The organism is Actinosynnema sp. NPDC037264, from assembly GCF_055603705.1.
Genome location: NZ_JBVJVK010000079.1, coordinates 1 through 26,707 on the forward strand (window position 1 = coordinate 1; position 26,707 = coordinate 26,707).

A 26,707-nucleotide genomic window follows, 5' to 3' on the forward strand; every position below is an offset into this window, starting at 1 on the left:
GACGGGGTGACCGAGGGGGGGGGGGGGGGGGGGGCGGGGGGGGAGGGGGGGGTGGCCGCCCGGGGGGTGGGGGGGGGGGGGGGGGGGGCGGTTTTCCCCCCCCCCCAGCACCGACAACTTCAGGCTCGACGAGCCCGCGTTGACCACGAGCACGTCCATCAGTACGGCCAGGTCCAGTCGCGGATCTCGGGCAGGTCCTCGCCGTGCTCGCGGATGTAGGCGTGGTGGCGGGTGCGCTGGTCCTGCATGTGCTGGCGCAGGCCGGCGGCCTTGACACCCAGACCGGGGACGCGGTCGATGACGTCGATGACCAGCCGGTAGCGGTCCATGTCGTTGAGCACGAGCATGTCGAAGGGTGTGGTGGTGGTGCCTTCTTCCTTGTAGCCGCGGACGTGGATGTTGTGGTGGTTGGTGCGGCGGTAGGTCAGGCGGTGGATCAGCCACGGGTAGCCGTGGTAGGCGAACAGGACCGGTTTGTCGGGGGTGAACAGGGCGTCGAACTCGTGGTCGGGCATGCCGTGCGGGTGCTCGGTCTCCGGTTGCAGGCGGGCCAGGTCGACCACGTTGACCACGCGGACCTTCAGCTCGGGCAGGTGCTCGCGCAGCAGGGCGGTGGCGGCCATGACCTCCAACGTGGGTGCGTCGCCGGCGCAGGCCAGCACCACGTCGGGTTCGGTCAGGCCGTCGTCCGTGCCCGCCCACTCCCAGATGCCCGCGCCACGCGCGCAGTGCAGCGCCGCTTCCTCGGGGCTGAGCCAGTCGGGGGTGAAGTTCTTGCCCGAGACGATGACGTTGACGTAGTCGCGGCTGCGCAGGCAGTGGTCGGCCACCGACAGCAGGGTGTTGGTGTCGGCGGGCAGGTAGACGCGGACGACCTCGGCCTTCTTGTTCATCACGTGGTCGATGAAGCCCGGGTCCTGGTGGGAGAAGCCGTTGTGGTCCTGCCGCCACACGTGCGAGGACAGCAGGTAGTTCAACGACGCCACCGGACGCCGCCAGTCGATCTCGCGGTGCGTCTTGAGCCACTTGGCGTGCTGGTTGAACATCGAGTCCACGATGTGGGTGAACGCCTCGTAGCAGTTGAACAGCCCGTGCCGCCCGGTCAGCAGGTAGCCCTCCAGGAACCCCTGGCACAGGTGCTCCGACAGCACCTCCACCACCCGACCGTTGGTGTCCAGGTGCTCGTCGGTGGGCAACTTCGACGCGAGCCACTGCTTCGCGGTCACCTCGAACACCGCGTCCAACCGGTTCGACGCGGTCTCGTCCGGGCCGAACACGCGGAAGTTCCTCTCAGCCTCGTTGAGCGTCATCACGTCCCGCAGCATCCGGCCCAGCGCGCGGGTCGGCTCGGAGGTGGTGGTGCCGTGCTTGGTCACCTCCACCGAGTACGGGGTGGTGCCGGGCATCCTCAGGTCGCGCAGCAGCAGGCCGCCGTTGGCATGCGGCATCGAGCCCATGCGCAGCTCACCGCGCGGGGCGAGCGCGAGCAGCTCGGGTCGCGGCCGGCCGTCGGTGTCGAACAGCTCCTCGGGGCGGTAGGAGCGCAGCCACGCTTCCAGCTGCCGGAGGTGGTCGGGGTTGTCGCGCACACCGGCGAGCGGGACCTGGTGCGAGCGCCAGGTGCCCTCCACCGGCATGCCGTCCACTTCGGACGGCCCGGTCCAGCCCTTCGGGGTGCGCAGCACGATCATCGGCCAACGGGGACGCTCGGTGTCCCCCGCGCGGGCAACCTCCTGGATGCGACGGATCTCGTCGAACACCTCGTCGAAGACCTCCGCCATGCGCGGGTGCAGCACGGCCGGGTCGTCGCCCTCCACGTAGTACGGCGCGTAGCCGTAGCCGCGCAGCAACGAGTCCAGCTCCTCGTTCGGGATGCGCGCCAGGATCGTCGGGTTGGCGATCTTGTAGCCGTTGAGGTGCAGGATCGGCAGCACCGCGCCGTCGTGGGCCGGGTCGAGGAACTTGGTGCCGTGCCAACTCGCCGCCAGCGGCCCGGTCTCGGCCTCACCGTCGCCGACCACGCATGCCACGACCAGGTCGGGGTTGTCGAACGCCGCGCCGAACGCGTGCGCCAGGGAGTAGCCCAGCTCACCGCCCTCGTGGATCGACCCCGGCACCTCCGGCGCGACGTGGCTGGGCACGCCGCCGGGGAAGGAGAACTGGCGGAACAGCTTGCGCATCCCCTCGCCGTCACGCGGCACGTTCGGGTGCGTGTCGGTGTAGGAACCCTCCAGCCACGTGTTGGCCAGCAGCGCCGGTCCGCCGTGCCCCGGCCCGGTCACGAAGAGCACGTCCTGGGAACGGTCGTTGATCACGCGGTTCAGGTGGGCGTAGAGGAAGTTCAGGCCGGGCGTGGTGCCCCAGTGGCCGAGCAGGCGGGGCTTGATGTGCTCCGGGGTCAGCGGCTCGGTCAGCAGCGGGTTGTCCAGCAGGTAGATCTGCCCTGCCGAGAGGTAGTTCGCGGCCCGCCAGTAGGCGTCGACCAAGGACAAGTCCGGCGCGGTGTTCTCCGGCTGCTGCGACATCTCGCTCTCCTGACCAGGGTTGGGGGTGTTGGTTCCCAGCCTGGTTCCGCCGTCGGGCCGGCCCCAGTTCCGGGAGTCCCTGCCGGCCGGGACTTTGGTCACTGTCGACGTGCTCGGCGCGGAGAGGAGTCTGGAGGCATGAGCCACGTGCACGAGATCGTCAACATCCGGGTCGACCTGGCCACCGGACTGCCCGGCGAGGCCGCCGAGTACGCCCGCGCCAAGGTCGCCGCCATCGCCAAGTACGCCCCCGCCGACATCTCCTACGCCAAGGTGCGGCTGAGCACCGACGGGCCGCGACTGCTGGTTGCCCACGCGACGCTGGACGTCAACGGCACGCCGGTCAACGCCGACGCGACCGCGGAGACCTACCAAGAGGCCGTGGACCTGCTGCACGACAAGCTGCAGCACCAACTCGCCGACATGGGCCGCTGAACCCGTCGTCACGGAGCCGGTGATCCGGGAGCGCTGGACAGCTCCCGGATCACCGGCTCACTTGCGTCGCAACCACTTCTCCACTTCGACGACCCCGTAGGCGACGACGGCCAGCGCCACCACGGCCGTCCAGTCACGCCAGCCGATCGGCGCGGTGTGGAACAGGGTGTTCATGAACGACGCGTAGGTGAACAGCAGTTGGAGGGCGGCGGTGACGGCGATGCCGACCACCAGCCAGGGGTTGCGGCGGAAGCCGACGCGCGGCCGGAGGTCGCGCAGCGACCGGCAGTTGAACAGGTAGGCGATCTGGGCGGCCACGAAGACGTTCACCGCGACCGTCCGGGCCTGGTCCAGCGTGCCGCCGTGCAGGTGGAACGCGGCGAACGAGCCGGCCAGCAGCACGGCCGACACCAGCAGGATGCGCTGCATCAGGGCCCCGGTCAGCAGCGGCAGGGACGGCGGCAGCGGCGGGCGTCGCATGACGTTCGGCTCACGTGGTTCGAAGGCCAGCGTCAACCCGAGCGCCACGGCCGTGGTCATGTTGATCCACAGGATCTGCACCGGCAGGATCGGCAGGGCGGTGCCCAGCAGGATCGCGGTGAGGATGACCAGGCCCTCCGCCATGTTGGTGGGCAGGGTCCAGATGATGAACTTGCGCAGGTTGTCGAAGACCGCGCGCCCCTCCTCCACCGCGGCGCGGATGGACGAGAAGTTGTCGTCGGTCAGCACCATGTCGGCGGCCTGCTTGGCCACCTCGGTGCCGCCGCGGCCCATTGCCACGCCGATGTCGGCGCGCCGCAGGGCCGGGGCGTCGTTGACGCCGTCGCCGGTCATCGCGACCACGTGCCCGTCCGCCTGGATCTGCTTGACCAGCCTCAGCTTCTCCTCGGGTGACACGCGGGCGTGCACGGCGTCGTCGGGCAGGGAGAAGTGGGTGGCGATGGCGCGGGCGGTGCCGAGGTGGTCGCCGGTGATCATGCGGACCTCGATGCCCGCCTCCTGGCAGGCGCGGACCGCCTCGATGGCCTCGGGTCGAGGTGGGTCGTGCATCGCCTGCAGGCCCAGCGGCACGGCGCCGTGCAGAGCGTCCTCGGTCAACGGGCTGCCTTCGGGCACGTGCGCTCGCGCGAACGCCAGCACGCGCATCCCCTCGTGCGCGAGCTGATCGGCTTCGGTGTGGTCGGTGGAACCGGTGAACTCGAAGATCCGCTCCACCGCGCCCTTGAGGTAGACCACGCCGCCGGCGTGCCGGGTGGCCATGAACCGGCGTTGCGAGGTGAACGGCAGCTCGTCCACCCGTTCGGGCACGTCGTCGGGCGTCAGCCCGGCTTTGCGGGCCGACACGACCAGCGCCGCCTCGGTGGGGTCGCCGACGGCGGTCCACCGGTCGTCCTGGAGCACCAGGTGAGCGTCGTTGCACGCCAGCCCCGCCAGCAGCACGTCACGCACGGCCGGTGACGGCGGCGGGAACTCCCCCAGCGGCGAGTAGCCGATGCCGTCGACCTCCCAGCGCTGCCCACCGGCGACGACCTGGCGCACGGTCATGGCGTTGGCGGTGAGCGTTCCGGTCTTGTCGGTGCAGATGACCGTGGTGCTGCCCAACGTCTCCACGGCGGGCAGGCGGCGGATGACGGCGTTGCGCCGGGCCATGCGGGCGACGCCGATGGCCAGCGTCACCGTGACCGCCGCGGGCAGCCCTTCGGGGATCGCGCCGACGGCCAGGGCGACGGCGGCGGTCACCATCTCGGCGAACGGCTCGCCGCGCAGCACGCCGATCACGACGGTGACCGCGGCCAGGCCGAGGATGACGGCGGTGAGCAGCTTGCTGAACCGGGCGAGCTTGCGGGTCAGCGGCGTCTGCACGGTCGTGGTGGTGCCGACCAGTCGGTGGACCTGCCCGATCTCGGTGTCCGCGCCGGTGGCGACCACCACGCCACGCCCGCCACCAGTGGTGACCAGCGTGCCGGAGTAGGCCATGTTGGTGCGGTCGGCCAGCGCGGCGTCGTGCGGCACGGGCAGCGGGTCCTTGGCGGACGGCTGCGACTCACCGGTCAACGCGGACTCGTCCACGCGCAGCTCGCGCGTGCGCACGAGCCGCAGGTCGGCGGGCACCTGGTCGCCCTCCTCCAGCACCACGAGGTCGCCGGGCACGAGTTCGTCGGAGGTGATCCGCGCGGCGGTGCCGTCGCGGATCACCGTGGCCTCGGTGCGGACCATGGCTTCCAGGGCGTCGAGCGCGCGTTCGGCGCGAACCTCCTGCAGGTAGCCGACGATGGCGTTGACCAGCACCACGCCCAGCACCACCGAGGCGTCCACGGTCTCGCCCAGCACGGCGGTCAGCGCGGCGGCGGCCAGCAGCACGTAGATCAGCGGGTTGTGGAACTGGGCGAGCATCCGTCGCAGACGTCCCGGGCCGCGGCGTTCGGGCAGCTTGTTCGGTCCGAGCGAGGCCAGTCGCTCGGCGGCGCCGACGCCGGACAGGCCGGTGTCGGCGTCGGTCTCGGCCAGCAGCACGACCTCCTGCACCGGCAGGCCGTGCGGCGTGGCCTCGCGTTCAGCCGTGGTCGACGGCATGACGGGTCTCCGGGAAGCTGACGTCGACCACGCCCGGCACGGCGCCCGCGAGCACCGCGGCCACGTGCCGGTCGCGTTCGTCGTCCAGCTCGTCCACGATCGCCACCCGGCCGTCCACCGCGGACACCGTCCAGCGGTGCGGGTCGGCGTAGAGGCCCAGGCGGTGCCGGACCTCGGCGGCCAGGGTGCGGTCGTCGCGATTGATCGCCCGCAGCATGTCGCGGCGGGTGACGATGCCGACGAGCCGCTTGCCGTCGACCACGCACGCGCTGCGCACGCCGTGCTCCAGCATCCGCCTGGCCAGCTCCGCGACGTCCGTGCCGGGCGACGCGCCGGTGACCGGCTCGCTCATCACGTCGGCGACCGTCCTGCGCGGGACGGGACGCGCTCGTGACGGTTGCCCGTGCACCAGCGAGCGCGGGTCGACCGGCAGCCGGTCGCGCAGCGCGTCGGTCTCGGTGACCACGCCGACCAGGGTGCCGGCTCCGTCGACCACCGGCAGGGCGGTGAACCCCTTGGTGGCCAGCAGCGCCACGGCGTCACGCGCCGGCGTCTCGGGCGAGACGGTCACCACCTCGCGCGTCATGAGGTCGCGGACCCTCATCGCCCGGCCTCCTGTCCCGCGCGGACCTCGACCCCATCGTGCCGCTCGTCGTTCGGAGGAAGGACGACCACGGGCACGGTCGCGTGCCGCACGCAGTGCGCGCTGGTGCTGCCCAACAGGACGCGCCGCAGCCGGCTGCCGCTGTGCGAGGCCACCACCAGCATCGACGCGCCCCGCGCCTGTGCTTCCAGCGCCTCGGCGGCCGGTCCGCGCACGCAGTGCCGGATGATCCGCGGGAACCCCAGCCTGCCCACGGAGGCGGCGCGCAGCGCGTCCTCGACCAGCGCCTCCGACCGGACCCGCGCGTCCTGCTCGGACGTCATCGCCCAGTCGGCCAACGGCTCGTAGGCGTAGGCGTTGACCACGTGCAGCGGAAGCTCGCGCTGCACCGCCTCGTCCATGGCCCAGCGCAGCGCGCGGTCACCCGCGGGGGTGCCGTCGATGCCGACCACGATCGGACCTGCGTTCATGACTTCACCTCGTTCAACTCGATGACGATCTCCGGCGCTCGCCGGAGCGTGTTGTGGACGGTGCAGTGCTGGACCACGGCCAGCAGGGCGGTCTTGTGCCGCTCGGACAGCCCGGACGGCACGCGCACGGTCAGCCACACCTCGGCGACGCGGTCGAGCGGGTCGGACGCCGTCCGGTACTCGGCGGTCACCGCCAGGCCTTGGCGCGATCGGCCGTGGCGGTCGAGGAACCGGCCCGCGTAGAAGGCGGTGCAGGCGGCCATCGACGCGACCAGCATCTCGACCGGGCTCGGGCCCAGGTCGTGGCCGCCGGACGCCGCCGGTTGGTCGGTGCGGACCCGGTGATCACGCAGCCGGACCACGTACTCCTCACCGGACTCGTAGGTCACCTCGACCGGGGCGGTGGCGATGACGGTCATGGCGTCCTCCTCGGGTCGCGGAGCCGGCGCAGGAACGGGTCGACCGGCTGGGCGGGCGCGACGCGCACCCTCGCGTCCACGGCCAGCGCGCGGTGGTCGGTCAGGACGAGCGGGTTGAGGTCGAGCTCGGCGATCTCCGGGACGAGTTCGGCCAGTCGGCCGACCCGCAGCAGCACGTCCCGCACAGCCGCCTCGTCGTAGTCGGCGAACACCCGGCGTGCGGCGCGGAAGCCGTGCAGCAGGTCGTCCACGTCCGCCTCCGACAACGGCGCGAGCGCGGCGGCGCGGTCGTCCACCAGGTCGGTGTCCACCCCACCCAGACCGGTCACCACGAGCGGCCCGAACTGGGGATCGGTCACCACGCCGACGATCAGCTCACGCCCCCGCTCGGCCATGGGCTGCACGAACACGCCGTGCAACCGATCGCCGAACCGCTCGCGCAGCGACTCGAAGCCGTAGGTCACGGCGTCCTCGCCGGCCAGGTCGAGCAGCACACCGCCGCCCTCGCTCTTGTGCAGCAGCCCGCGTGCCACGGCCTTGAGCACGACCGGCCCGCCGAAGGACTGCTGCGCCGCCACCGCCGATTCGGCATCAGGCACCAGCACGCCGCCGAGAACGGGCAGCCCGAACGCGGTCAGCAGGCGCACCACCTGGTCGGGTTCCAGCCAGCCGCCTCCGGGCTCGGCGGTGAGGTGCTCGGCGACGACGGCTCGGGCAGTCGGCAGGTCGGTCCCAGGCAGCTCGGTCGGCCCCGGCGGCGGACGGCGCAACCACGCTGCGCGCTCGACCAGCGCGGCCAGCACGGCGGCGGCGCGGGCGGGTTCGGCGTAGCAGGCGATACCGTCGGCGCGCAGCGACACCGACCCGTCCTGGTCGGCGCTCACCGCTAGCACCGGCATGGCCGTGCGGTGGATGCCGCCCGCCGGGTCGCCCAACGAGGTGGGCACGGTGACCGCGATGACCGCGTCCACCGCCGGGTCGGCGACCAGGGCGTCGAGGCAACGGGCGAACGTCGCGTCGTCCACGACCGCCGTCGTGTCGACCGGGTTGTGCGGGCTCGCGGTGCCGGGAAGCAACGACGTGAGCGCCTCGACCGTGCCCGGGCCCAGGTCGGCGATGGTCAGCCCGTGGTGGACGCAGGCGTCCGCGGCCAGCACACCCAGCCCGCCCGCGTTGCCCAGCACGGCCACACCGCGACCGGCGGGCAGCGGCGTGGCGTGCAGCGCGGCCAGCACGTCGACCATCTCGCCGACGCCGTCCACCGCGATCACGCCCGCCTGCCGGAACAGCGCGTCCCGGGTTACCGCCGGGGTCGCGGTCGAGGCGGTGTGGGAGGCGGCGGCACGCTGACCGGCCTCGCTGCTCGCGGCCCGGATCGCCAGCACCGGCTTGCGGCGCGCCACCCGTCGGGCCAGGCGCGAGAACTTGCGCGGGTTGCCGAACGACTCCAGGTACAGCGCCACCGCCCGGGTCCGCTCGTCGCGCTCCCACCACAGCAGCAGGTCGTTGCCGGACACGTCGTACTTGTCCCCGGTCGAGACCAGCTGCGAGGTGCCCAGACCCAGCCGCCGCAGCCGCTCGGCCGCGGCGATCGCGACACCACCGGACTGGGTGACCAGGCCGATCCCACCCGGTTCCGTCCGGTCGCGGGTGAAGGTCGCGTCCAGCCTCACGTCCGGGTCCGTGCTGGACACGCCCACGCAGTTCGGGCCGACCATGCGCATGCCGTGCCGCCGCACGACCTCCAGCAGTCCGTCGGGATCGACGCCGGAGGTGATCACGACCAACGCCTTCACCCCACGCCGACCGCAGTCCTCGGCGACCCGCGCGACCGCCTCGGCGGGCACGCACACCACCGCCAGCTCGGGCGCCTCGGGCAGGTCGGTCACCCTCGGGTGGCACTTCACCCCCAACACCCGCCGGGCGTGCGGGTTCACCGCGTACAGGGCTCCGGCGTAGCCGCCGTCGAGCAGGTTGGCCAGCACCGCGTTGCCCACGGAGGACGACTTGCGGCTCGCGCCGACCACGACGACCGAGGCGGGCTCGAGGACCGCGCGCAGGCTGGCCACGTCGGCGGCCTGCTCGCGGTCGGCGACGGCCTCCAAGTACCGCTCACCGGGGTCGAGACCGAGGTCGACGCGCACCTCGCCGTCGGCCGCTGCGGACGTCCACACCAGACCGAGGTCGGCGAAGACCCGCAACATCTTCGAGTTCACCGCGAGCACGTCCGCGCGGAACCGCCGCACGCCACGCCGCCTGGCCAGTGAGACAAGGTGTTCCAGCAGCAGCGTGCCGACGCCGTGGGACTGCCGGTCGTGCGCCACCACCAGCGCCACCTCGGCCGTGTCGTCGTCCAGCAGGACGTAGCTCGCGGCACCCACCAGCACGTCCGAGTCGAGCGCCCCGATCACCACGTGCAGCGGCTCCCCCGGTGACGTCAGCCGAACGACGAACTCGTCCAGGTGGCGGGGCGCGGCGCTGAAGAACCGCAGGTAGCGGTCGTCCACCGGCAGGTCGCGGTGCAGCGCGAGCAGGGCGTCCGCGTCGGCCGGGCCCAGCTCGCGCACCGCCACCACCGACCCGTCCGCCAGCAACGCCCGGTCGACGTTCAGCGCGGCGGTCACAGCAGCGGTCCCGGCGTGATGACGGGCTTCGGGTCGACGTGCTCCGGCTTGGGCGCGCGCAAGACCACCACGGGGCAGGTGGCGTGGTGCACGCAGTAGGAGCTGACCGAACCGAGCAGGGCACCGCGGATGGGTCCCGCTCCCCTGCTGCCGACCACGAGCAGCGCCGCGTGCTCGGACGCCTTGGTCAGCACGTCGCGGGCGTCGCCCTCGGCGAGCACCGCGCGGACGTCGCCACCGGCCTCCGCCACGACCTCGTCGAGCACGTGCTGGTGCTCCTCGCGCAGCTTGTCGCGGTCCATCATGGCGGCGACGGTCGCCGACATCGGCCCGATCACCATGGCGTGGTCCACGTGCCAGGCGAGGACCGCCTCGACCGCGCAGCCGCGCAGCTTCGCCTCCTCGACCGCCCAGCCCAGCGCGGTCCGGCTGACCGGTGAGCCGTCCACGCCCACCACGATCGTCTCGTCCATGTCCCCTCCTCGGGTGTCGCTCCCAGCCTCCCGACGCGGGAACGGCCTGGTCAGTGGCCGCGGTCCCGTCAGCTCCGGGACCTTCGACCCTGAAGGCGGTGCGGGGTGGGCGGTGGTGCGCATCGGCCCCGACGGGTGGTGGCTTAAGCCCCTGTCGGTCAGGCCGGCGCAGGGCGAACGCTCCAGGTGAACGGAGAGGAGAAGGCCATGATCCTGGTTGGTGTGGACGGCTCGCCGGCGAGCCGTGCGGCGCTGCGCTGGGCGCTGGCGCAAGCGGTGAAGACCGGTGACACCGTCGAAGCGACGATGGCGTGGCTGCGCGAACCGGAGTTCGTGGCGGCGACGTCGATGGGCGTGCACCCGCACGCCGACACCCCTGGCCACCGGCACCCGGCGCGCGAGCTCCACGCGATCGTGCGGGACGTCCGTGCGACCGTGCCGGGCGCGCCGCCGGTCGCCGAGGTGACCATCACCGGTGACGCGGGCACCGCGCTGGCTCAAGCGTCCCGGCAGGCGGACCTGCTCGTGGTCGGCACCCACGGGCACAGCAGGCTCGCCGAGCTGGTCCTGGGCAGCGTGGCGGCGGACTGCCTGCGTCACGCGACGTGCCCCGTGGTGGTTGTGCCGCCCGCCCGGACCTGACTCCCGCACGGGCGCGTTCACGCGACAAGGGGACCGGTCAAGCGACCGGTCCCCTTGTCGCCGGCTCCTGCGTTCCTCACTCAGCCGTGGTCGGGCGGACCACCGCCAGCGGGCACGGGGCGTGACCAGGTCCAACAGCCGTCGGCGCAGACCCGGTGGGTCGGCGCTCGCCTGGAGGTCGAAGATCGAGGCCCGGATCTCCAGCACCGTCCGTCCTCGCACCCGCGCGCCACGCAGTCGGCCGCGATCTCGGAGTAGGTGCGGCCGCCGGTCGCCTTGGCGGTGTCAACGGCGATCACCATCGAGTACGCCCGCGCCTGGTTCCCGGTGCGCACCGGGGTGTCGGCGTAGTGGGCCGGCGCCTGCGTCGCCTCCCGGATCACTAGGAAGGGCCGCTCCCCCGTCGCACGCTCGGGCACTCGGACACCGATGCCGCCTCGTCGCACGCTCTCGCCTCCCGATCGGTCCGCCATCGCGGGCGTCAGGAGTCATCCGCCGCTGTCGCCGCTGTCGGAGGTCCCGGTCCGGGAGTGGCCACGGCCCTTGCGCACCCAGGACCTTCATCCCTGGGAGTGGCCCACCCGCGCGCGCATCCTGGTCTCGATGCCCGCAATGGTCGGGCGCGGACGTGCGAACGGGGTAGTCCAAGGTGACGACGAAGACGACGACACATTCGACCGAGGGGTCACCTCCTGCGGGAATCCGCACGTCACCGCCGATCACGGGGCGCGACACGGCCACGGCCGGTCGTCGCGCGCTGATGTTGACCGTGGCCACCCTCGGGTTCGTGGTGAACTTCTGGGCGTGGGCGTTGCTCAGCCCGCTCGGGCCGCTGTTCAAGGACTCGCTCGGGCTCAGCGCGTTCCAGCAGGCGTTGCTGGTGGCGGTGCCGGTGGTGGTCGGCTCCGTCGGGCGCATCCCGGTCGGGGCGCTGACCGACCGGTTCGGTGGGCGGGTGATGTTCCCGCTGGTGTCGGGGGTGACCATCGTGCCGGTGCTGTTCCTCGGCGTCTGGGGACACTCCTCGCTGCCGGCGCTGCTGATCGGCGGCTTCTTCCTCGGCATCGGCGGCACGACCTTCGCCGTCGGAGTGCCGTTCGTCAACTCCTGGTTCCCGCCGCGGCGGCGCGGACTGGCGATCGGCGTGTTCGGCGCGGGCATGGGCGGCACGGCGATCAGCGCGCTGACCACCGTCCCGCTGGTGGACGCGGACGGCATCGCGACGCCGTTCACCGTCACCGCCGCGGTGCTGGCGGTGTACGCGGTGATCGCGGCCTTGGTGCTGCGCGACGCCCCTGATCGGGTGATCCCCACCGAGTCGCTGGCGCGTCGGCTCGGGGGCACCCTCCGCCTGTCTGTGACCTGGCACGCCTCGGCGCTGTACGCGGTGGCCTTCGGCGGCTACGTGGCGTTCTCGGTCTACCTGCCCGCCTACCTCAGGACCGCCTACGGCCTGACCCAGTCCGACGCGGCCAACCGCATGGCCGGGTTCGTGCTGCTCGCGGTCGTGATGCGACCGCTGGGCGGGTGGCTGTCGGACCGGTTCGGCCCGGTGCGGGTGCTGGCCGGCTCGCTCGGCGTGGTGACCGCCGGCGCGGTGCTCCAGTCGTTCACGCCCGCACTGGTGCCGTGGGGCACGATCGCGTTCCTGTCCATGGCCGCCGCGCTGGGTGCCGGCAGCGGGGCGGTGTTCGCGCTGGTGGCACTGCTGGTGCCGGCGAACCGGGTCGGGTCGGTCACCGGCGTGGTCGGCGCCGCGGGTGGTCTGGGCGGTTTCGTGCCGCCGCTGGTGATGGGCGCGCTGTACGGCGCGGTGTCGTCCTACGCGCTGGGGTTGGTGGCGCTGGCCGCCGTGGCGGGCTCGGCGCTGCTGTTCACCGCGACGGTCGTCCACCGCGCTACGAAGAAGGGTTGAGCCGTGTGCCAGTACTGCGGTTGCGAGGCGGTATCCGCGCTCGACGAGTTGACCCGCGAGCACGACGACGTGGTGACCATGATCGGTGAAGTGCGCGCGGCGGGGGAACGGGGCGACGTGGCCGGAATGGCCGCGGTCGCGCGGCGGATGGCGCTCGTGCTCGGGCCGCACGTGGTGGTGGAGGAACAGGGCCTGTTCCCGCCGCTGGCCGACGAGTTCCCCGACCACGTCACCGATCTGGTGTCCGAGCACCGCCACGTCGAGGCGGTGCTCGCCGAGGCCGGCGCGAGCGTTCCCTCCGACCCGACGTGGCCGACCCGCTTGGCCGCCGCGCTGGACTTGCTGCGCGAGCACATCCTGGCCGAGCAGGACGGCGTGTTCCCCGCCGCATTGAGCAGGCTCGGCACCGACGACTGGGAAGCGGTCCAGGCGGTGCGCGACCGCGTCACACGCGGTGCCGGTGGCCGCTCGACCACACCGGACCGGACGGCGCCTCGTTAGCGCCCTGCGTCCACATCCCCGTCGCCCGCCACGCGGGCCGAGAAAGCGGACCGAGCGATCCTCCCGCGCGCACGGCGGGTTCGCTCAGCGGAGTGCGACGGTGAGCAGGACGGTGCTGTGGTGTCGCCGATACCGTCGCCGTCGTCCTCGATGCGGGCGGTGACGGCGACGGGGGTGGCGGTGACCTGGACGGTTGCCGTGGTGGTGCGGACGATCTCGGTCAGCGCCCGGCGCAGGCCGGGAGCGGCTTCGCTCTTCGGTGCGGGCGGGGAGTGCAGGTCGAAGATGGTTCCGCGGATGTCGCGAATCACCTGGTCGAGTTCGCGGACGGTGGCCACCATCCGGGCTTTCTGGTCGACGGAGGCGGTGGAGGCGATGTTGCTCAGCGACGGGCCGGCGGCGAAGACCTCTTGGATCACGTGATCGTGCAGCTCGCGGGCGATGCGGTCGCGTTCTTCCAGCAGGTGTAGCTCCTCGGTGTGGGCGCGGTGCTGGGCGAGCCGCTGCGCCGGCGCCGCCTGGGCGGAAAACGCGGCGAGCACGTCCAAGTCGCCCTGGTGGAAGCCGCGTCGGCCGGGGTTGTTCGCGACCAGCGGCACCCCGGTCGGCGGCCCGGCCAGGCGCCCCGAGCGGGGCGGTCATGCCGGGACCGAGCCCGGCGGTCCACGTCGAGGCGGGCGTGCCGCCGCGCTCGTCGGTTCCGACGTCGTCACCGAGGAGCGCTCGGGCACGGGCCATGACGTGCCCGCACAGCGAACCGTCGGCAGGCAGCTCCCGTCCCGGAAGGTTCGCCGTGTCGCCACCGGCGGCGGCGTGCACGGCCAGCGCTCCCGGCTCGTCCTTCGGGAGCACGACGGCGGCGAGGTCCGCGTGCGCGATGGTGTGAACCCGGTCGGCGATCAGGCGCAGGAAGTCGTCGGTGTCGGTGCGCTCCATCATGGCGGTCCATCGCGCAACCGCGACCAACGTCGGCGCGTCGCTCGCTGTGACCGCCGACGCACCGGAACGCGTTCGGTGCCGTCGCGCCTTGCAGACCCGGGATTCTCGACCCTGTCCGGTAGCAGGCGCCGCGCATCCTGGAGGGGTGACTGTTACCCCGGAGCCACCTGCGGCCGCCGTGCCGGATCGACAGCAACTCGAGGTCCTCGACCGTGACCCGGTGCATGGAGCTGCTCAGGTCGGTTCGCTTGGGGCGCTTGGTCTCCACTGAGGACGCCACGCTCGCGGTGCGGCCGGTCAACTCCCGCACGCACCGCGAGCAGGTGGTAATCCGCGTCGCCGGTGGCGCGAAGTTGACCGGGCGGCGCCTGCACCCGCCGTTGAACGTCGCCCCGGCCTGATCGGGCCGGGCGTCCGTCCGGCCCTGCGTTTCCCCAGACCGTCCGGTGTGCCCGCCTCGTCACGCAGTCGCACATCGACGTTCCTCTTGCGGTGGCAGCGGCCCACGCCGCCACCGCGGCATCCCCGGGCCGGAGGTCCCGTGGTGAAGGCCTCGGCGCAGTGGGCAGGCGCAGGCGGCCTTCTCGGCACGGGCTGGAGTCGCACGGCGAGTCTCGGCGGGGTCCGCTCGCGATGCGTGAGTCCTCTCCTCCAGCGCCGGCCGAGGCAGCGACCCGCCAGGAATGCCGGCCGTCGTCGGCGAGACCCGCGGAACTCTTCCCAGTGAACGCGGTCTGCTCCGGCTCGACGGCACGCACACCGTTGTTCTCGGCGGCGACCACCGCCGGCCGTCCGAAGGCACGACGCGTTGTGCCGCCGGTTCGGAACGGACCTCCTGTCGCCCGCGCGGCCCGCCGGTGGTCATGCCCCGGTCCGGCAGGTGGTGCCCGGGTGAGCGGTTGCGAGCTCTCAAGGGACGAACGTCACCGCGACCCGGGACGTTCGACTGGTGAGCGGCCGGCGACTCCCGATGATCCTTGGTGATGCCTGACCGGTCCCCCACCTTCGTGGTTCTGGTGTCCGAACTCGGGTGTCGTCCAGCAGGATCCACTCTAAGGAGCTGTGTGACCGTGTCCCCCCTCCCCGACCCCGCAGGGCTTGGGAACGATCACGTTCCCGGCCACGGCGCACTGCTCGGCGTCCGGCGCTTCCTGACCGGGGAGACGGTCGGCGATCACGGGCGGACCCTGCACCAGATCGACTCCGGAGCCTGGGAGTCGTTCTACCGCGACCGGTGGAGCTACGACCGCGTCGTGCGTTCCACCCACGGCGTGAACTGCACCGGCTCGTGCTCCTGGAACGTCTTCGTCAAGGACGACCTGATCACCTGGGAGCACCAGGCGACCGACTACCCGACCACGGGTCCGGACAGCCCGGACTACGAACCGCGCGGCTGCCCTCGCGGCGCGTCCTTCTCCTGGTACGAGTACTCGCCCTCCCGGGTGCGGCATCCCTACGTGCGTGGTTCCCTGATCACCATGTTCCGCGCCGGTCTCGCGCGGTTCGGCGACCCCGTCGCGGCGTGGGCCGACATCGTCGAGGACCCCCGCAAGGCGGCTGCCTACAAGGGCCAGCGCGGCCGCGGCGGGTTCGTGCGCGCCTCCTGGGACGAGGTGACCACCATGGTCGCCGCCGCGCACGTGCACACCACCAAGACCTACGGGCCCGACCGCGTCGTCGGGTTCTCCCCGATCCCCGCGATGTCGATGGCGTCCTTCGCGGCGGGCACCCGCTACCACGCGCTGATGGGCGGCACGTTGCTGTCGTTCTACGACTGGTACGCCGATCTGCCGATCGCCTCACCCCAGGTCTGGGGCGACCAGACCGACGTCCCCGAGGCCGCCGATTGGTGGAATGCCACCTACCTGGTCATGTGGGGTTCCAACATCCCGGTCACCCGGACGCCGGACGCGCACTTCCTCGCCGAGGCCCGCTACCGGGGGACCAAGGTCGTCGCGGTCAGTCCCGACTACGCCGACAACGTGAAGTTCGCCGACGACTGGCTGGCCCCGCACCCTGGCACCGACGGGGCGCTGGCGATGGCCATGGGTCACGTGGTGCTCACCGAGTTCTTCGCGAACCGGCAGGTGCCCTACTTCACCGACTACGTGCGGTCCTACACGGACCTGCCGTTCCTGGTCACGTTGCGGGAGCGGGAGCCGGGCGTGTACGTCGCCGACCGGTTCCTCACCGCCGCGGACCTCGGCGACGACGGCCCCGGCGCCCGGCACAAGACGGTCCTGCTCGACGGCGCGTCCGGCGAACCGGTGGTGCCGGGCGGGTCGCTGGGGTTCCGGTACGGCCCCGAGGGCGAGGGGCGGTGGAACCTCGACCTCGGCGACGTCGTGCCCGCGCTCGGCGTGCTCGACCACGCCACCGGGCAGGTCGCGGTCGACCTCGCCCGGTTCGACATCGGCGAGACGGAGGGCGGGGCCACCATGCGCCGCGGCGTCCCGGTGACGCGCGTCGGCGACCAGCTCGTCACCGGCGTCTTCGACCTCCTCATGGCCCAGTACGGCGTGCTGCGCCGTGGCCGGGACGGTGACCTGCCCGGCGAGTGGCCCGCCGGTTACGACGACGCGGAATCCCCGCACACCCCGGCCTGGCAGGAGCGGATCACCGGTGTGCCCGCCGCGCTGGCAGCCAGGATCGGGCGCGAGTTCGCCCGCAACGCCGAACGCAGCCGCGGTCGCTCCCTGATCGCGCTGGGCGCCGGCGCGAACCAGTGGTTCCACTCCGACATGACCTACCGCGCGTTCATCGCGCTGGTCACCCTCACCGGCTGCCAGGGCGTCAACGGCGGTGGCTGGGCGCACTACGTCGGTCAGGAGAAGGCCCGGCCGATCACCGGGCAGCAACACATGAGCTTCGCCTTCGACTGGCAGCGCCCGATGCGCCACCAGGCCAGCACCCCGTTCTGGTACCTGCACACCGACCAGTGGCGCTACGAGAAGGTGCCCGCCGACGAGCTGGCGTCCCCGTTGGGGCAGGGCCTGCTGGCGGGCATGACCTTCGCCGACACCGTCGCGGCCGCCCAGCGGATGGGCTGGTCACCGGGCCACCCGGCGTTCGACCGCAACCCGCTCGACCTCACCGACGAGGCCGCCGCCGCGGGTGTGAGCACGGCCGAGCACATCGTCGCCGAGCTGCGCGCCGGGCGCCTCAAGGCCGTCGCCGACGACCCCGACGACCCCGCGAACTTCCCCCGCTGCCTGACGTTGTGGCGGGCCAACCTGCTCGGTTCGTCCGGCAAGGGCAACGAGTTCTTCATGAAGCACCTGCTCGGCGTGGACTCACTCGCATCGGCGGAAGAGTGCGGGCCGGGCGAGCGGCCACGGGACGTGGCGTGGCGGGACGCGGCGCCGACCGGGAAGCTCGACCTGCTCACCGCGATCGACTTCCGGATGACCAACACCGGCCTGCACTCCGACGTCGTGCTGCCCACGGCCACCTGGTACGAGAAGCACGACATCTCCACCACCGACATGCACCCGTTCGTGCACGCCTTCTCCCCCGCGGTCGCCCCGCCCACCGAGGTGCGCACCGACTACGACGCATTCCTCGCGATCGCCGACAAGGTCAGCGAGCTGGCCGTCGCCCACCTCGGGACCCGCCGCGACGTGCTGGCCGCGCCGCTGCAGCACGACACCCCCGACGAGCTGGCGACGCCGTCGGGCCGGGTGCGGGACTGGAAGCGCGGCGAGTGCGAGCCGGTGCCGGGCGTGACCATGCCGAAGCTGGTCGAGGTCGAGCGCGACTACACCCTCATCGGCGCGAAGATGCGCGCGGTCGGCTCGCTGCTGGACAAGCTCGGCACCACGACCAAGGGCATCACGGTCGACGTCACCGCGGAACTCGAGTACCTGCGCCACCAGAACGGCGTCGTGCCCGACGGCCCGCTCGCAGGCAGGCCGTCACTGTCCACGGCGGACCGGATGTGCGAGGCCATCCTCGCCCTGTCCGGCACGACGAACGGCCGCGTCGCGCGCGAAGGCTTCCGGCAACTGGAGAAGCGCACCGGACAGCGGTTCACCGACCTGGTCGAAGGCCACGAGACCGACCACGTCACCTACGCGGCCACGCAGCAGGCGCCGCAACCGGTGATCACCAGCCCGGAGTGGTCCGGCTCGGAGACCGGCGGGCGCCGGTACTCGCCGTTCACCATCAACGTCGAACGCCTCAAGCCCTGGCACACCCTCACCGGCAGGCAGCACTTCTTCGTCGAGCACGACTGGGTCGCCGAGCTGGGCGAGCACCTTCCCGGCTACCGACCGCCGCTGAACATGGCGCGGCACTTCGGCAAGCCCGGCGACGTGGCCGACGGCGGTGTCACCGTCCGGTTCCTCACCCCGCACGCGAAGTGGTCGATCCACTCCATGTACCACGACAACGAGCTGATGCTCGCGCTCTCACGAGGCGGTCCGGTGATCTGGATGAGCGTCCAGGACGCCGCCAAGATCGGTGTCGCCGACAACGACTGGGTCGAGGCCGTCAACCGCAACGGCGTGATCGTGGCCCGCGCCGTGGTCAGCCACCGGATGCCGGAGGGCACGGTGTTCCAGTACCACTCGCCGGAACGCACCGTGAACGTGCCCAAGACCGAGACCGGGGGCAAGGGCAAGGGCAGGCGCGGCGGCTACCACAACTCGATGACCCGGCTGCTCGTCAAGCCGACGCACCTCGCAGGCGGCCACGCCCAGATGACCTACGCCTTCAACTACTACGGCCCCATCGGCAGCCAGCGCGACGAGATCACCGTGATCCGCCGCCGCACCCAGGAAGTGGAGTACTGACATGCGCATCCGCGCCCAGGTTGCCATGGTGATGAACCTCGACAAGTGCATCGGCTGCCACACCTGCTCGGTGACCTGCAAGCAGACCTGGACCAACCGCGAGGGAACCGAGTACGTCTGGTTCAACAACGTCGAGACCAAGCCGGGCATCGGCTACCCCAAGCACTACGAGGACCAAGAGCGCTGGAAGGGAGGCTGGCAACTCGATGCCAAGGGGCGTCTGGTGTTGCGCTCCGGTGGGCGGATCAAGCGGCTGTCCCGGATCTTCGCCAACCCCGACCTGCCGACGCTGGAGGACTACTACGAGCCGGCGACGTTCGACAAGGACGTCCTCGTGTCCGCACCCGCCGGGCTGACCGACACCCCGGTCAAACAGCCCCGGTCCGCCCTCACCGGCGAACCGATCAACCTCGAGTGGGGTGCCAACTGGGAGGACGGTCTCGGCGGCGCCCACGAGCGAGCCGCCACCGACCCGAACATCACCGCGATGGCTCCCGACGCGGCGGCGCGGGTGAAGTTCGAGTTCGAGAAGACCTTCATGTTCCACCTGCCGCGCATCTGCGAGCACTGCCTCAACCCCGCCTGTGTCTCGGCGTGCCCGTCGGGCGCGATGTACAAGCGCGAGGAGGACGGCATCGTCCTGGTCGACCAGGACCGCTGCCGCGGCTGGCGCATGTGCGTGACCGCCTGCCCCTACAAGAAGGTCTACGTCAACCATGCCACCGGCAAGGCGGAGAAGTGCACCTTCTGCTTTCCGCGCATCGAAGCCGGGCAGCCCACCATCTGCTCGGAGACCTGCGTCGGCCGGCTGCGCTACCTGGGTCTGGTCTTCTACGACGAGGACGCCGTGCTCGCCGCCGCATCGGTGCGGGACGAGCGGGAACTGCTCGCCGCGCAGAGGAAGGTGTTCCTGGACCCGCACGACCCCGAGACCGTGCGCCTGGCCACCGAGGCCGGACTGCCGGAGGAGTGGGTGCTCGCCGCGCAGGCATCGCCCGTGTGGCGGCTGATCAGCGACTACCGGATCGCACTCCCCCTGCACCCGGAGTACCGCACCCTGCCGATGGTGTGGTACGTCCCGCCGCTCTCCCCGGTGCTGGACGCGGTCGGTGCCGCGGGTCGCGACGACACGGACGCCGACGACGTCTTCCACACCGTCCGCGACCTGCGGATCCCCCTGGAGTACCTCGCCGAGCTGTTCACCGCGGGGGACGCCGACGCGGTGGCCGGTGTCCTGATGAAGCTGGCCGCGATGCGTTCCTACATGCGGGCCAGGACCCTCGACGGCACCGTTGCCGAAGAGCTGTGCGAGGCGGTGGGCATGCCGGGCGCGGAGATCGAGGCCATGTACCGGCTGCTCGCGATCGCCAAGTACGACGAGCGCTACGTCATCCCCGCCGCGTACGCCAAGGACGCCGCCGCGCTGGAAGCCCAGGCGGCATCCACTTCGGACTGCTCGCTGGACTGCGCCGGTGGTCCCGGGATGACCGAACCCGCCGCCGCCGAGCGGTTCCACCTCGTGGCCGACGGCGACCAGACCCGCCCGGGGCGCAGGGGCCTGTTCGCCCGCCGCGGCGACGGCAGGCTCGGCCTGTCCATCGATCCGACTGGAGAACGCTCGTGACCCGACAGTCCGGCGTGGCCGGAGCGGACCGATCCCGGTTGTTCGGCCTCGCCTCGGCACTGCTCACCTACCCCGACGCCCGGCTGCTCGCGGCGGGGGACGAGCTGCGCGCCGCCGTCGGCGAGATCGCCAACGACGAGGTGCGGGCGCGGCTCGCGGCGTTCCTCGACTGGTTCCTGGTCACCGACGCGATCGAGGTCGAGACCCACTACGTGCACACCTTCGACCTGCGCCGCCGCTGCGGGCTGTACCTGACCTACTACCTCCACGGCGACACCCGCAAGCGCGGGATCGCCCTGCTCACCCTCAAGCAGCGCTACCGCGCCCACGGGTTGCGCCTGGCCGAGGGCGAGCTGCCCGACCTGCTGCCGGTGGTGCTGGAGTTCGCCGCCGTCGCGGGCCCCGGCGACGGCGAGGCACCGCTGCGCCAGCACCGCCGCGGGGTGGAGCTGCTCCGCGCCGCCCTGGACGAGAACGGATCGCCCTACCGGCACCTGCTCGAGGCGGTCGTCACCGCACTGCCGCCCCTGACCGAGATCGACCGGGACGCGATCCGAGCGCTCGCCGAGGACGGCCCGCCCGTGGAGTCCGTCGGCCTGGCGCCCTACGGCACGGATGTCGAGTCGATCGGCTTCGGCCCGGACTTCAGCACCGACACCGGCACCGACCTCAGCGTCGGACCGTGCGCGCACGCCCGCCCTTCGATGGAGAGTGCCCGATGAACACGCTCGTCTGGATCGTCGTCCCCTACGCCTGCCTGGCGGTGTTCCTCGTCGGCCACGCGTGGCGGTGGCGGCGCGACCAGTTCGGCTGGACGACCCACACCAGCCAGCTCCTCGAAAGCCGCATCCTGCGGCTGGGCTCGCCGCTGTTCCACCTCGGCGCGTTCGGCGTCATCGGCGGCCACGCCATGGGCCTGCTCGTGCCCGCCTCGCTGACGGAGAAGATCGGTGTCTCCGAGCACCTCTACCACGCGACCGCGGTGTGGGGAGGCACCATCACCGGCCTCGTGCTCGTCTCCGGTCTCGCCCTGCTGATCGCCCGCCGCTTCGTCAACGGCCGCGTCCGCCGCGTCACCACGACGATGGACAAGGTGCTCTACGTGGCGCTGGCGGTGATGGTGGTGCTCGGCATGACCGCCACCGTCGGGACCAACCTGCTCGGCGACGGCTACGACTACCGCGAGACGATCGCCGTCTGGTTCCGCGGCATCTTCTGGTTCTCCCCCGAGACCCACCTGATGACCGAAGCGCCACTGGTCCACCAACTGCACGCGATCGGCGGTTTCCTGTTCCTCGCGCTGTGGCCCTTCACCCGGCTGGTGCACGTGTGGTCGGCGCCGATGGCCTACCTGTGGCGACCCTACGTCGTCTACCGTGCCCGCCGGGGGTCCCCGACCGCTGCCGCTCCGAGCCCGGCCACCGTGCGGGACCGCGGCCTGCACGACGTCCGACGCTGACTCCGACCGCACCCGATGATTGGCCGCACCGTGCCCGTTCCCACCCCGGGGCAAGCCCCGCCGGAGCTGATCGGCAAGACGGTCGGTGACGTAGTGGTGCGACGACCGAAGACCTTGCCGGTCGACGCCTCCGTCGACCAGGCCCGCGCCTGCTTCGCCGACGACCACGTCCACCTGCTCCTGCTCACCGAGTCCGGACGCCTCATGGGGACCCTCGTGCGAACCGACCTGCCCGACAACCTCGACGACACCGACCTCGCGCTGCCCCACTCCCAGGTGTCCGGCCGGACGGTCCCGGCGGACATGCCCGCCGAAGAAGCCTACGAGCTCCTCACGACAAGCGGGCAGCGACGCCGCGCCGTGGTCGACGACAACGGCACCCTGATGGGCCTGCTCTGCCTCAAACGCCGACTGACCGGATTCTGCAGCGACGCCGACGTCGCCGCGCGGGCTGCCGAACGCGCCACCCGACCGGGGAAGTCCCGCCTGCAGTGGACGGTTCAAGAGAGATCAGCAGGGACACCAGGACCGTGAGAGCCGGCGCACCGGAGAGCGGTCGGGATCCCTGTGCGTTCCGCGCGAGGTCACGTTCCGGGCAGGCCGGTGCCCGGTGGTCGAAGGTCCGGGTCGGTTCGGGACGTTGGGCCCTGCTGGATCACCTCGCCGCTGATCCAGCATGGTGGACGTGATGCTTCCTTCGGCACCAGCGAACGGTTCGTGGCTCGATGACTCCATCGGTTGATCTGATGGCGCCGAGTGCGGCGCCGTCCCGGTCGCGGTTCAAGGGTCCACTGGTGGTGTGGGGCAACGTGTTGGTGCTGGGGTGGTTGGCGGTCGCCGTGGCGTTGCTGGTCACCCACGAGCGGTTCGGGTTGCCGGGGTGGGTCGCGGTGCACGCGTTCCTGCTCGGCTGCGCGACCAACGCGATCGTGGTGTGGTCGGAGCACTTCGTGGTCGCGTTGTGCCGGGCGCCCGCTCCGCCGGAGCGCCGAATGAGGCTCGGGTTGACCGGGCTGAACCTCGCGGTCGTGCTGGTGTTGGTCGGTGTCGTGGTCGACGCGCACTGGCTGTCGGGTACCGGCGCGACCGCGGTGACCGTGATCGCGGTCGTGCACACCGTCCACCTCGTGCGGATCCGACGGGCGGCGCTGCCCAACCGGTACAGCTACCTCACCGGGTACTACTCGGCGGCATCAGCTGCGCTCGCGGTGGGCGCCACGCTGGGCGGTGCGCTGACCGCCGGCGGGCTGGAGTGGTACGCGCAGCTGTGGGGCGCGCACGTGCACGTCACCCTGCTCGGTTGGCTGGGGCTGTCGGTGCTCGGGACGATGGTCACCCTCGGTCCGACCGCACTGCGCACTCGCATGCCCGACAACGCCCGGCAGCGGGCCCAACGGACCTTGTGGTTGCTCATCGCGGGATTGACGGCGGCCGCGGCCGGGTTCGTGGTCGGGAACGTGTGGGTCGCGGTCATCGGGTTGCTGGCGTATGCCGGCGGTGTCGGCATGGCGCTGGTGCCGTTCGGGGCCGCGTTGCTGCGTGCTGCGCCTCGCTGGTCCGCCCCCTGGCAGCTGGCGGCCGCGCTGTGCTGGTTCTTCGCCGCGCTGCTGACCGAGGCCGGTACCCTGCTGGACGGCCGGTCGCTGGACGGTGTGTCCGCCGCCACCGGTCGGGTGCTGCCGATGCTGCTGGTCGGGTTCGGGGCGCAGGTGTTGACCGGATCGCTGACCCAGTTGCTGCCCGTCGTGCTCAGCCGCGGGCCGGCCGAGCACAAGAAGGTCGTCGCGGTGCTCGATCGCGCGTGGCTCCCCCGTGTGGTGAGCGTGAACGTCGCGGTAGCCCTGGTCCTGACGGGTTTCCCCGCTCTGGGGTGGGGGCTGGCCGCAGTCGGCTTCGGGTGGTTCGCGGTGCTCGCGCTGGCGGTGGCCGTGCCAGTCGCCGCGCACGGGGCGTTGCCACCGACGGTCAGCGGCACGGTTCCGGGACTCGCGGTCGGACTGGTCGCGGTGCTGACGGCGGTCGGGTTCGCGGTCAGCGGCGGCCAGGAGGCGGTCGGCGCCGGAGTGGTGCGCACCGTCGACGTGGAGCTACGGGACATGCGGATCACACCGTCCGCAGTGGTGGTGGATGCCGGCACCCGCGTGCTGTTGCGGGTGACCAACACCGACGCCGTACCGCACGACCTGCGGCTCGCCAACGGCGTCCGCACCGACCGGTTGGCCACCGGGGACACCCAGGAGATCGACGCCGGCGTGATCAACGGCGAGCTACCGGGCTGGTGCACGGTCGCCGGGCACCGCATGGCCGGCATGACCATGACCATCAGCACGAACAGCGCGCCCGGCGACGCCGGTGCGAACCGCAACGGTGGGCACTCGTCGCACTCCGCCTCCGACGGCACCACGGGCAACGCGCCGAGCGCCGGCTGGAAGCCCTGGGACGCGACGTTGCCGCCCTCGTCGTCCGACCTCGTGCACCAGGTCGAACTGCGGGTCACCGAGCAAGAGGTGGAGGTCGCACCCGGCGTCCGGCAACGCCGATGGACCTTCGGCGGCACCGCTCCCGGTCCGGTGCTGCGCGGCAAGGTCGGCGACCGGTTCGAGATCACCCTGGTCAACGACGGAACCATCGGCCACAGCATCGACTTCCACGCCGGTGCCCTCGCCCCCGAGGAGCCGATGCGCACGATCGAACCCGGCGAGCGACTGGTCTACCGGTTCACCGCCCAACGGGCAGGCGCTTGGCTGTACCACTGCTCGACCGCACCCATGTCGCTGCACATCGCCAACGGCATGTACGGCGCGGTCGTCGTCGACCCACCCGACCTGCCACCCGTCGACCACGAGTACGTCCTGCTCGGCGGTCAGCACTTCGCCGGTGAACCCGGGAGCGACGAACAGACCGCCAGGATCGCCGACGGGCGGCCGGACGGCTGGCAGTTCAACGGCATGACCAACCAGTACGACCACGCGCCCCTCACCGCCGGGGTCGGTGAGCGGGTCCGGTTCTGGGTGGTCAACGCCGGGCCCGGTGACCTGCTCAGCTTCCACGTCGTCGGCGGCCAGTTCGACGCCGCCTACAAGGAAGGCGCCTGGACGCTGCGCCCCGGCACCAGTGGTGGCGCGCAGGCGCTGGACCTCGCACCCGCCCAGGGCGGGTTCGCCGAACTCACGTTCCCCGAGCGCGGCCGCTACCCGTTCGTCGACCACGACATGCGCCACGCCGAACATGGCGCCCACGGCTTCGTGGAGGTCGTCCCGTGATCGACATCTGGACCGTGGTGCGCTTCGTGCACGTGACCGGCGCGGCGCTGTGGGTCGGCGGCCAGTTGACCGTCCTGCTGATCGTGCTGCCACCGGTGCGGCGGCTGCTCGGGCTGACCGAGCGGGCGAGCGTGCTCAAGGCCGTGGGACGGCGGTTCGCCGTGATCACCACGGCTGGGTTCGTGCCGGCGCAGATCGCCGGCGGTTGGCTGTTGGCCTGGCATCGTGGTGTGACCTGGCAGTCGCTGACCGAGCCCGGCTACGGCCGGGTCCTGGTCGCCAAACTCGTGCTGTTCGCACTGGTGATGGTGGCCGCTTCCCTCCACGGCATCGCTCAGAGCCGAGGCCGGCCCCAACTCGCCCGCGCGATGTCCACCGCCGCGCTCACCGGCTCGCTCGGCGTCGTATTGCTGGCGACCGGCCTGGTCGAGCGATGAACTGGCCGTATCCCGAGGGCAGCGCAGGCGACGTAGCGGTCCGGCAGCCGCCGCCTTGGGGACGGAGGTCCCGGCCCCATGAGGACGTCCGCAGGCGTCGCCGCCCGTGGGACCGCGCTTCCCTGGACGCATGCGGAAGCTCGCCGTCGCCACCGGTGACGAAGCCGTTGCCGACCTCTGTGGCGTTCCCATCCTGATCGGCGAGAACGCCGGCGGATTCCCTACCCGTGGGAGTCGAAGGTCCCTGTGCCGTCGCGCGGTCGAAGAGCAGGCTCGAAGCACCATCGAGAGAGGCCCACCATGACCACCGCACTCGACAATCGAGCACCACGTCGACCCCGGTGACGGCTGAGCACGAGGTATCCCGACCAACTGGAGAACCCGATGAACACGACCAAGGAGTGGCGCGTCGACATCACCATCGACGAGCACGACGAGAAGACCAGGGCCAAGGCCCGCCTGCGCACACGGGACGACACCCACCTGGTCGGTGTCGGCACCGCGAGGCTGAACCCGGCCGACACCGACGTCCCGGAGATCGGTGACGAGCTGGCCACCGCGAGGGCGCTGTCCAACCTGGCGCACAAGCTCCTCGACGCCGCGACGGCCGACATCGAGGGCATCACCCACAAGCCGGTCCACCTGCCCGGTTGACGCTCGCCTGCGCGGAGAAGCGCTCGTCGAGAAGGTGGAGGAACTGCTCGACGAGGGCAACACCCGGCACCTGGTCATCAAGACCGACAAGGGCCACACCGTGATGGAGATCCCCGTGACGGCAGGCCCAGCCGATCGACCGGGGCGTGCGGTGCCGCCCAAGGGGCGGAGGCTGCGGTTCGACCAGGGACGGGACGCTCGTCCTGCGGGGCCCGCGGACTCCGTCCCCGGCCCGGACTCGGGCGATCGACGGTAGGAGACAGCGACACCGGGTGCGATGGAGGTCTGACCTGCCGAGCGCATCGACGCGACCGGCCGTCACGTCGGCCGGGAGTGCCGGCTACCTGATCGGTGTG

At 71.8% G+C, this 26,707-nt stretch carries 22 protein-coding genes; 14 read left to right on the forward strand and 8 right to left on the reverse strand.

Features of this window, described 5'->3' with window-relative positions; genetic code table 11:
* Nucleotides 1-158: 158 nt before the first annotated feature.
* Nucleotides 159-2,525 carry a phosphoketolase family protein gene (locus ACZ7GX_RS41335; protein ID WP_498785534.1) on the reverse strand — a complete coding sequence of 789 codons (2,367 nt, stop codon included), beginning with the start codon at nucleotides 2,523-2,525 and terminating at the stop codon, nucleotides 159-161.
* Nucleotides 2,526-2,663: 138 nt separating this feature from the next.
* Between ACZ7GX_RS41335 and ACZ7GX_RS41340 the strand changes: the two genes are divergently transcribed.
* Nucleotides 2,664-2,960, forward strand: a complete 297-nt coding sequence (locus tag ACZ7GX_RS41340; protein WP_498785536.1) for an HPF/RaiA family ribosome-associated protein — start codon at nucleotides 2,664-2,666, stop codon at nucleotides 2,958-2,960.
* A 57-nt stretch (nucleotides 2,961-3,017) separates the two neighbouring features.
* On the opposite strand, the gene ACZ7GX_RS41345 is transcribed toward ACZ7GX_RS41340, so the two are convergent.
* From ACZ7GX_RS41345 to ACZ7GX_RS41370, 6 genes are read right to left on the reverse strand one after another with little or no spacing between them, the layout of a single operon-like run.
* On the reverse strand, nucleotides 3,018-5,534 hold the full coding sequence (locus ACZ7GX_RS41345; protein ID WP_498785538.1) for an HAD-IC family P-type ATPase: 2,517 nt from the start codon (nucleotides 5,532-5,534) through the stop codon (nucleotides 3,018-3,020).
* Nucleotides 5,515-6,138 (reverse strand): CBS domain-containing protein, encoded by a 624-nt coding sequence (locus ACZ7GX_RS41350; protein ID WP_498785540.1) that lies wholly within the window; start codon nucleotides 6,136-6,138, stop codon nucleotides 5,515-5,517. The genes ACZ7GX_RS41345 and ACZ7GX_RS41350 overlap by 20 nt, the downstream gene beginning before the upstream one ends.
* The gene (locus ACZ7GX_RS41355) at nucleotides 6,135-6,608 is read right to left on the reverse strand and encodes a universal stress protein (RefSeq protein ID WP_498785542.1); all 474 of its coding nucleotides are present in this window, start codon (nucleotides 6,606-6,608) and stop codon (nucleotides 6,135-6,137) included. Before ACZ7GX_RS41355 ends, ACZ7GX_RS41350 begins: the two co-directional genes overlap by 4 nt.
* On the reverse strand, nucleotides 6,605-7,027 hold the full coding sequence (locus ACZ7GX_RS41360) for an OsmC family protein (protein ID WP_498785544.1): 423 nt from the start codon (nucleotides 7,025-7,027) through the stop codon (nucleotides 6,605-6,607). Before ACZ7GX_RS41360 ends, ACZ7GX_RS41355 begins: the two co-directional genes overlap by 4 nt.
* Entirely contained in the window at nucleotides 7,024-9,651 is a 2,628-nt protein-coding gene (locus ACZ7GX_RS41365; RefSeq protein WP_498785546.1) for a bifunctional acetate--CoA ligase family protein/GNAT family N-acetyltransferase, read from the reverse strand. The genes ACZ7GX_RS41360 and ACZ7GX_RS41365 overlap by 4 nt, the downstream gene beginning before the upstream one ends.
* On the reverse strand, nucleotides 9,648-10,124 hold the full coding sequence (locus tag ACZ7GX_RS41370; protein WP_498785548.1) for a universal stress protein: 477 nt from the start codon (nucleotides 10,122-10,124) through the stop codon (nucleotides 9,648-9,650). Before ACZ7GX_RS41370 ends, ACZ7GX_RS41365 begins: the two co-directional genes overlap by 4 nt.
* A 207-nt stretch (nucleotides 10,125-10,331) precedes the next feature.
* Between ACZ7GX_RS41370 and ACZ7GX_RS41375 the strand changes: the two genes are divergently transcribed.
* From ACZ7GX_RS41375 to ACZ7GX_RS41385, 3 genes are all read left to right on the forward strand, one after another.
* Nucleotides 10,332-10,766: a universal stress protein gene (locus ACZ7GX_RS41375; RefSeq protein ID WP_498785550.1), complete on the forward strand. Its 435-nt coding sequence runs from the start codon at nucleotides 10,332-10,334 to the stop codon at nucleotides 10,764-10,766.
* Nucleotides 10,767-11,526: 760 nt separating this feature from the next.
* Entirely contained in the window at nucleotides 11,527-12,681 is a 1,155-nt protein-coding gene (locus tag ACZ7GX_RS41380) for an MFS transporter (RefSeq protein ID WP_498785552.1), read from the forward strand.
* Nucleotides 12,682-12,684: 3 nt separating this feature from the next.
* Complete coding sequence (locus ACZ7GX_RS41385) at nucleotides 12,685-13,182, forward strand: hemerythrin domain-containing protein (protein ID WP_498785554.1); 498 nt, start codon at nucleotides 12,685-12,687, stop codon at nucleotides 13,180-13,182.
* Here the strand turns inward: ACZ7GX_RS41385 and ACZ7GX_RS41390 are convergent.
* Complete coding sequence (locus ACZ7GX_RS41390) at nucleotides 13,179-13,724, reverse strand: histidine kinase (RefSeq protein WP_498785592.1); 546 nt, start codon at nucleotides 13,722-13,724, stop codon at nucleotides 13,179-13,181. The two genes, ACZ7GX_RS41385 and ACZ7GX_RS41390, sit on opposite strands and share 4 nt — an antisense overlap.
* A gap of 654 nt (nucleotides 13,725-14,378) precedes the next feature.
* On the opposite strand from ACZ7GX_RS41390, the gene ACZ7GX_RS41395 reads away from it, so the two are divergent.
* The 10 genes from ACZ7GX_RS41395 to ACZ7GX_RS41440 all read left to right on the forward strand — a co-directional run bounded on the left by ACZ7GX_RS41395 (nucleotide 14,379) and on the right by ACZ7GX_RS41440 (nucleotide 26,607).
* A complete protein-coding gene (locus ACZ7GX_RS41395) occupies nucleotides 14,379-14,522 on the forward strand; it encodes a hypothetical protein (RefSeq protein ID WP_498785556.1) in 144 nt (47 codons plus the stop codon).
* A gap of 669 nt (nucleotides 14,523-15,191) precedes the next feature.
* A complete protein-coding gene (locus ACZ7GX_RS41400) occupies nucleotides 15,192-18,914 on the forward strand; it encodes a nitrate reductase subunit alpha (RefSeq protein ID WP_498785594.1) in 3,723 nt (1,240 codons plus the stop codon).
* A 1-nt stretch (nucleotide 18,915) separates the two neighbouring features.
* Nucleotides 18,916-20,538, forward strand: a complete 1,623-nt coding sequence (gene narH / locus ACZ7GX_RS41405; RefSeq protein ID WP_498785559.1) for a nitrate reductase subunit beta — start codon at nucleotides 18,916-18,918, stop codon at nucleotides 20,536-20,538.
* Nucleotides 20,535-21,260 carry a nitrate reductase molybdenum cofactor assembly chaperone gene (narJ, locus tag ACZ7GX_RS41410; RefSeq protein WP_498785560.1) on the forward strand — a complete coding sequence of 242 codons (726 nt, stop codon included), beginning with the start codon at nucleotides 20,535-20,537 and terminating at the stop codon, nucleotides 21,258-21,260. Before narH ends, narJ begins: the two co-directional genes overlap by 4 nt.
* Complete coding sequence (gene narI, locus ACZ7GX_RS41415; RefSeq protein ID WP_498785562.1) at nucleotides 21,257-21,997, forward strand: respiratory nitrate reductase subunit gamma; 741 nt, start codon at nucleotides 21,257-21,259, stop codon at nucleotides 21,995-21,997. Before narJ ends, narI begins: the two co-directional genes overlap by 4 nt.
* Nucleotides 21,998-22,027: 30 nt before the next feature.
* Nucleotides 22,028-22,531: a CBS domain-containing protein gene (locus tag ACZ7GX_RS41420; RefSeq protein WP_498785564.1), complete on the forward strand. Its 504-nt coding sequence runs from the start codon at nucleotides 22,028-22,030 to the stop codon at nucleotides 22,529-22,531.
* A gap of 212 nt (nucleotides 22,532-22,743) precedes the next feature.
* A complete protein-coding gene (locus tag ACZ7GX_RS41425; protein ID WP_498785566.1) occupies nucleotides 22,744-25,260 on the forward strand; it encodes a multicopper oxidase domain-containing protein in 2,517 nt (838 codons plus the stop codon).
* On the forward strand, nucleotides 25,257-25,697 hold the full coding sequence (locus tag ACZ7GX_RS41430; RefSeq protein WP_498785568.1) for a hypothetical protein: 441 nt from the start codon (nucleotides 25,257-25,259) through the stop codon (nucleotides 25,695-25,697). The genes ACZ7GX_RS41425 and ACZ7GX_RS41430 overlap by 4 nt, the downstream gene beginning before the upstream one ends.
* A gap of 384 nt (nucleotides 25,698-26,081) precedes the next feature.
* A complete protein-coding gene (locus ACZ7GX_RS41435; RefSeq protein WP_498785570.1) occupies nucleotides 26,082-26,351 on the forward strand; it encodes a DUF1876 domain-containing protein in 270 nt (89 codons plus the stop codon).
* A complete protein-coding gene (locus ACZ7GX_RS41440) occupies nucleotides 26,239-26,607 on the forward strand; it encodes a DUF4342 domain-containing protein (RefSeq protein ID WP_498785572.1) in 369 nt (122 codons plus the stop codon). The genes ACZ7GX_RS41435 and ACZ7GX_RS41440 overlap by 113 nt, the downstream gene beginning before the upstream one ends.
* Nucleotides 26,608-26,707 lie beyond the last annotated feature (100 nt).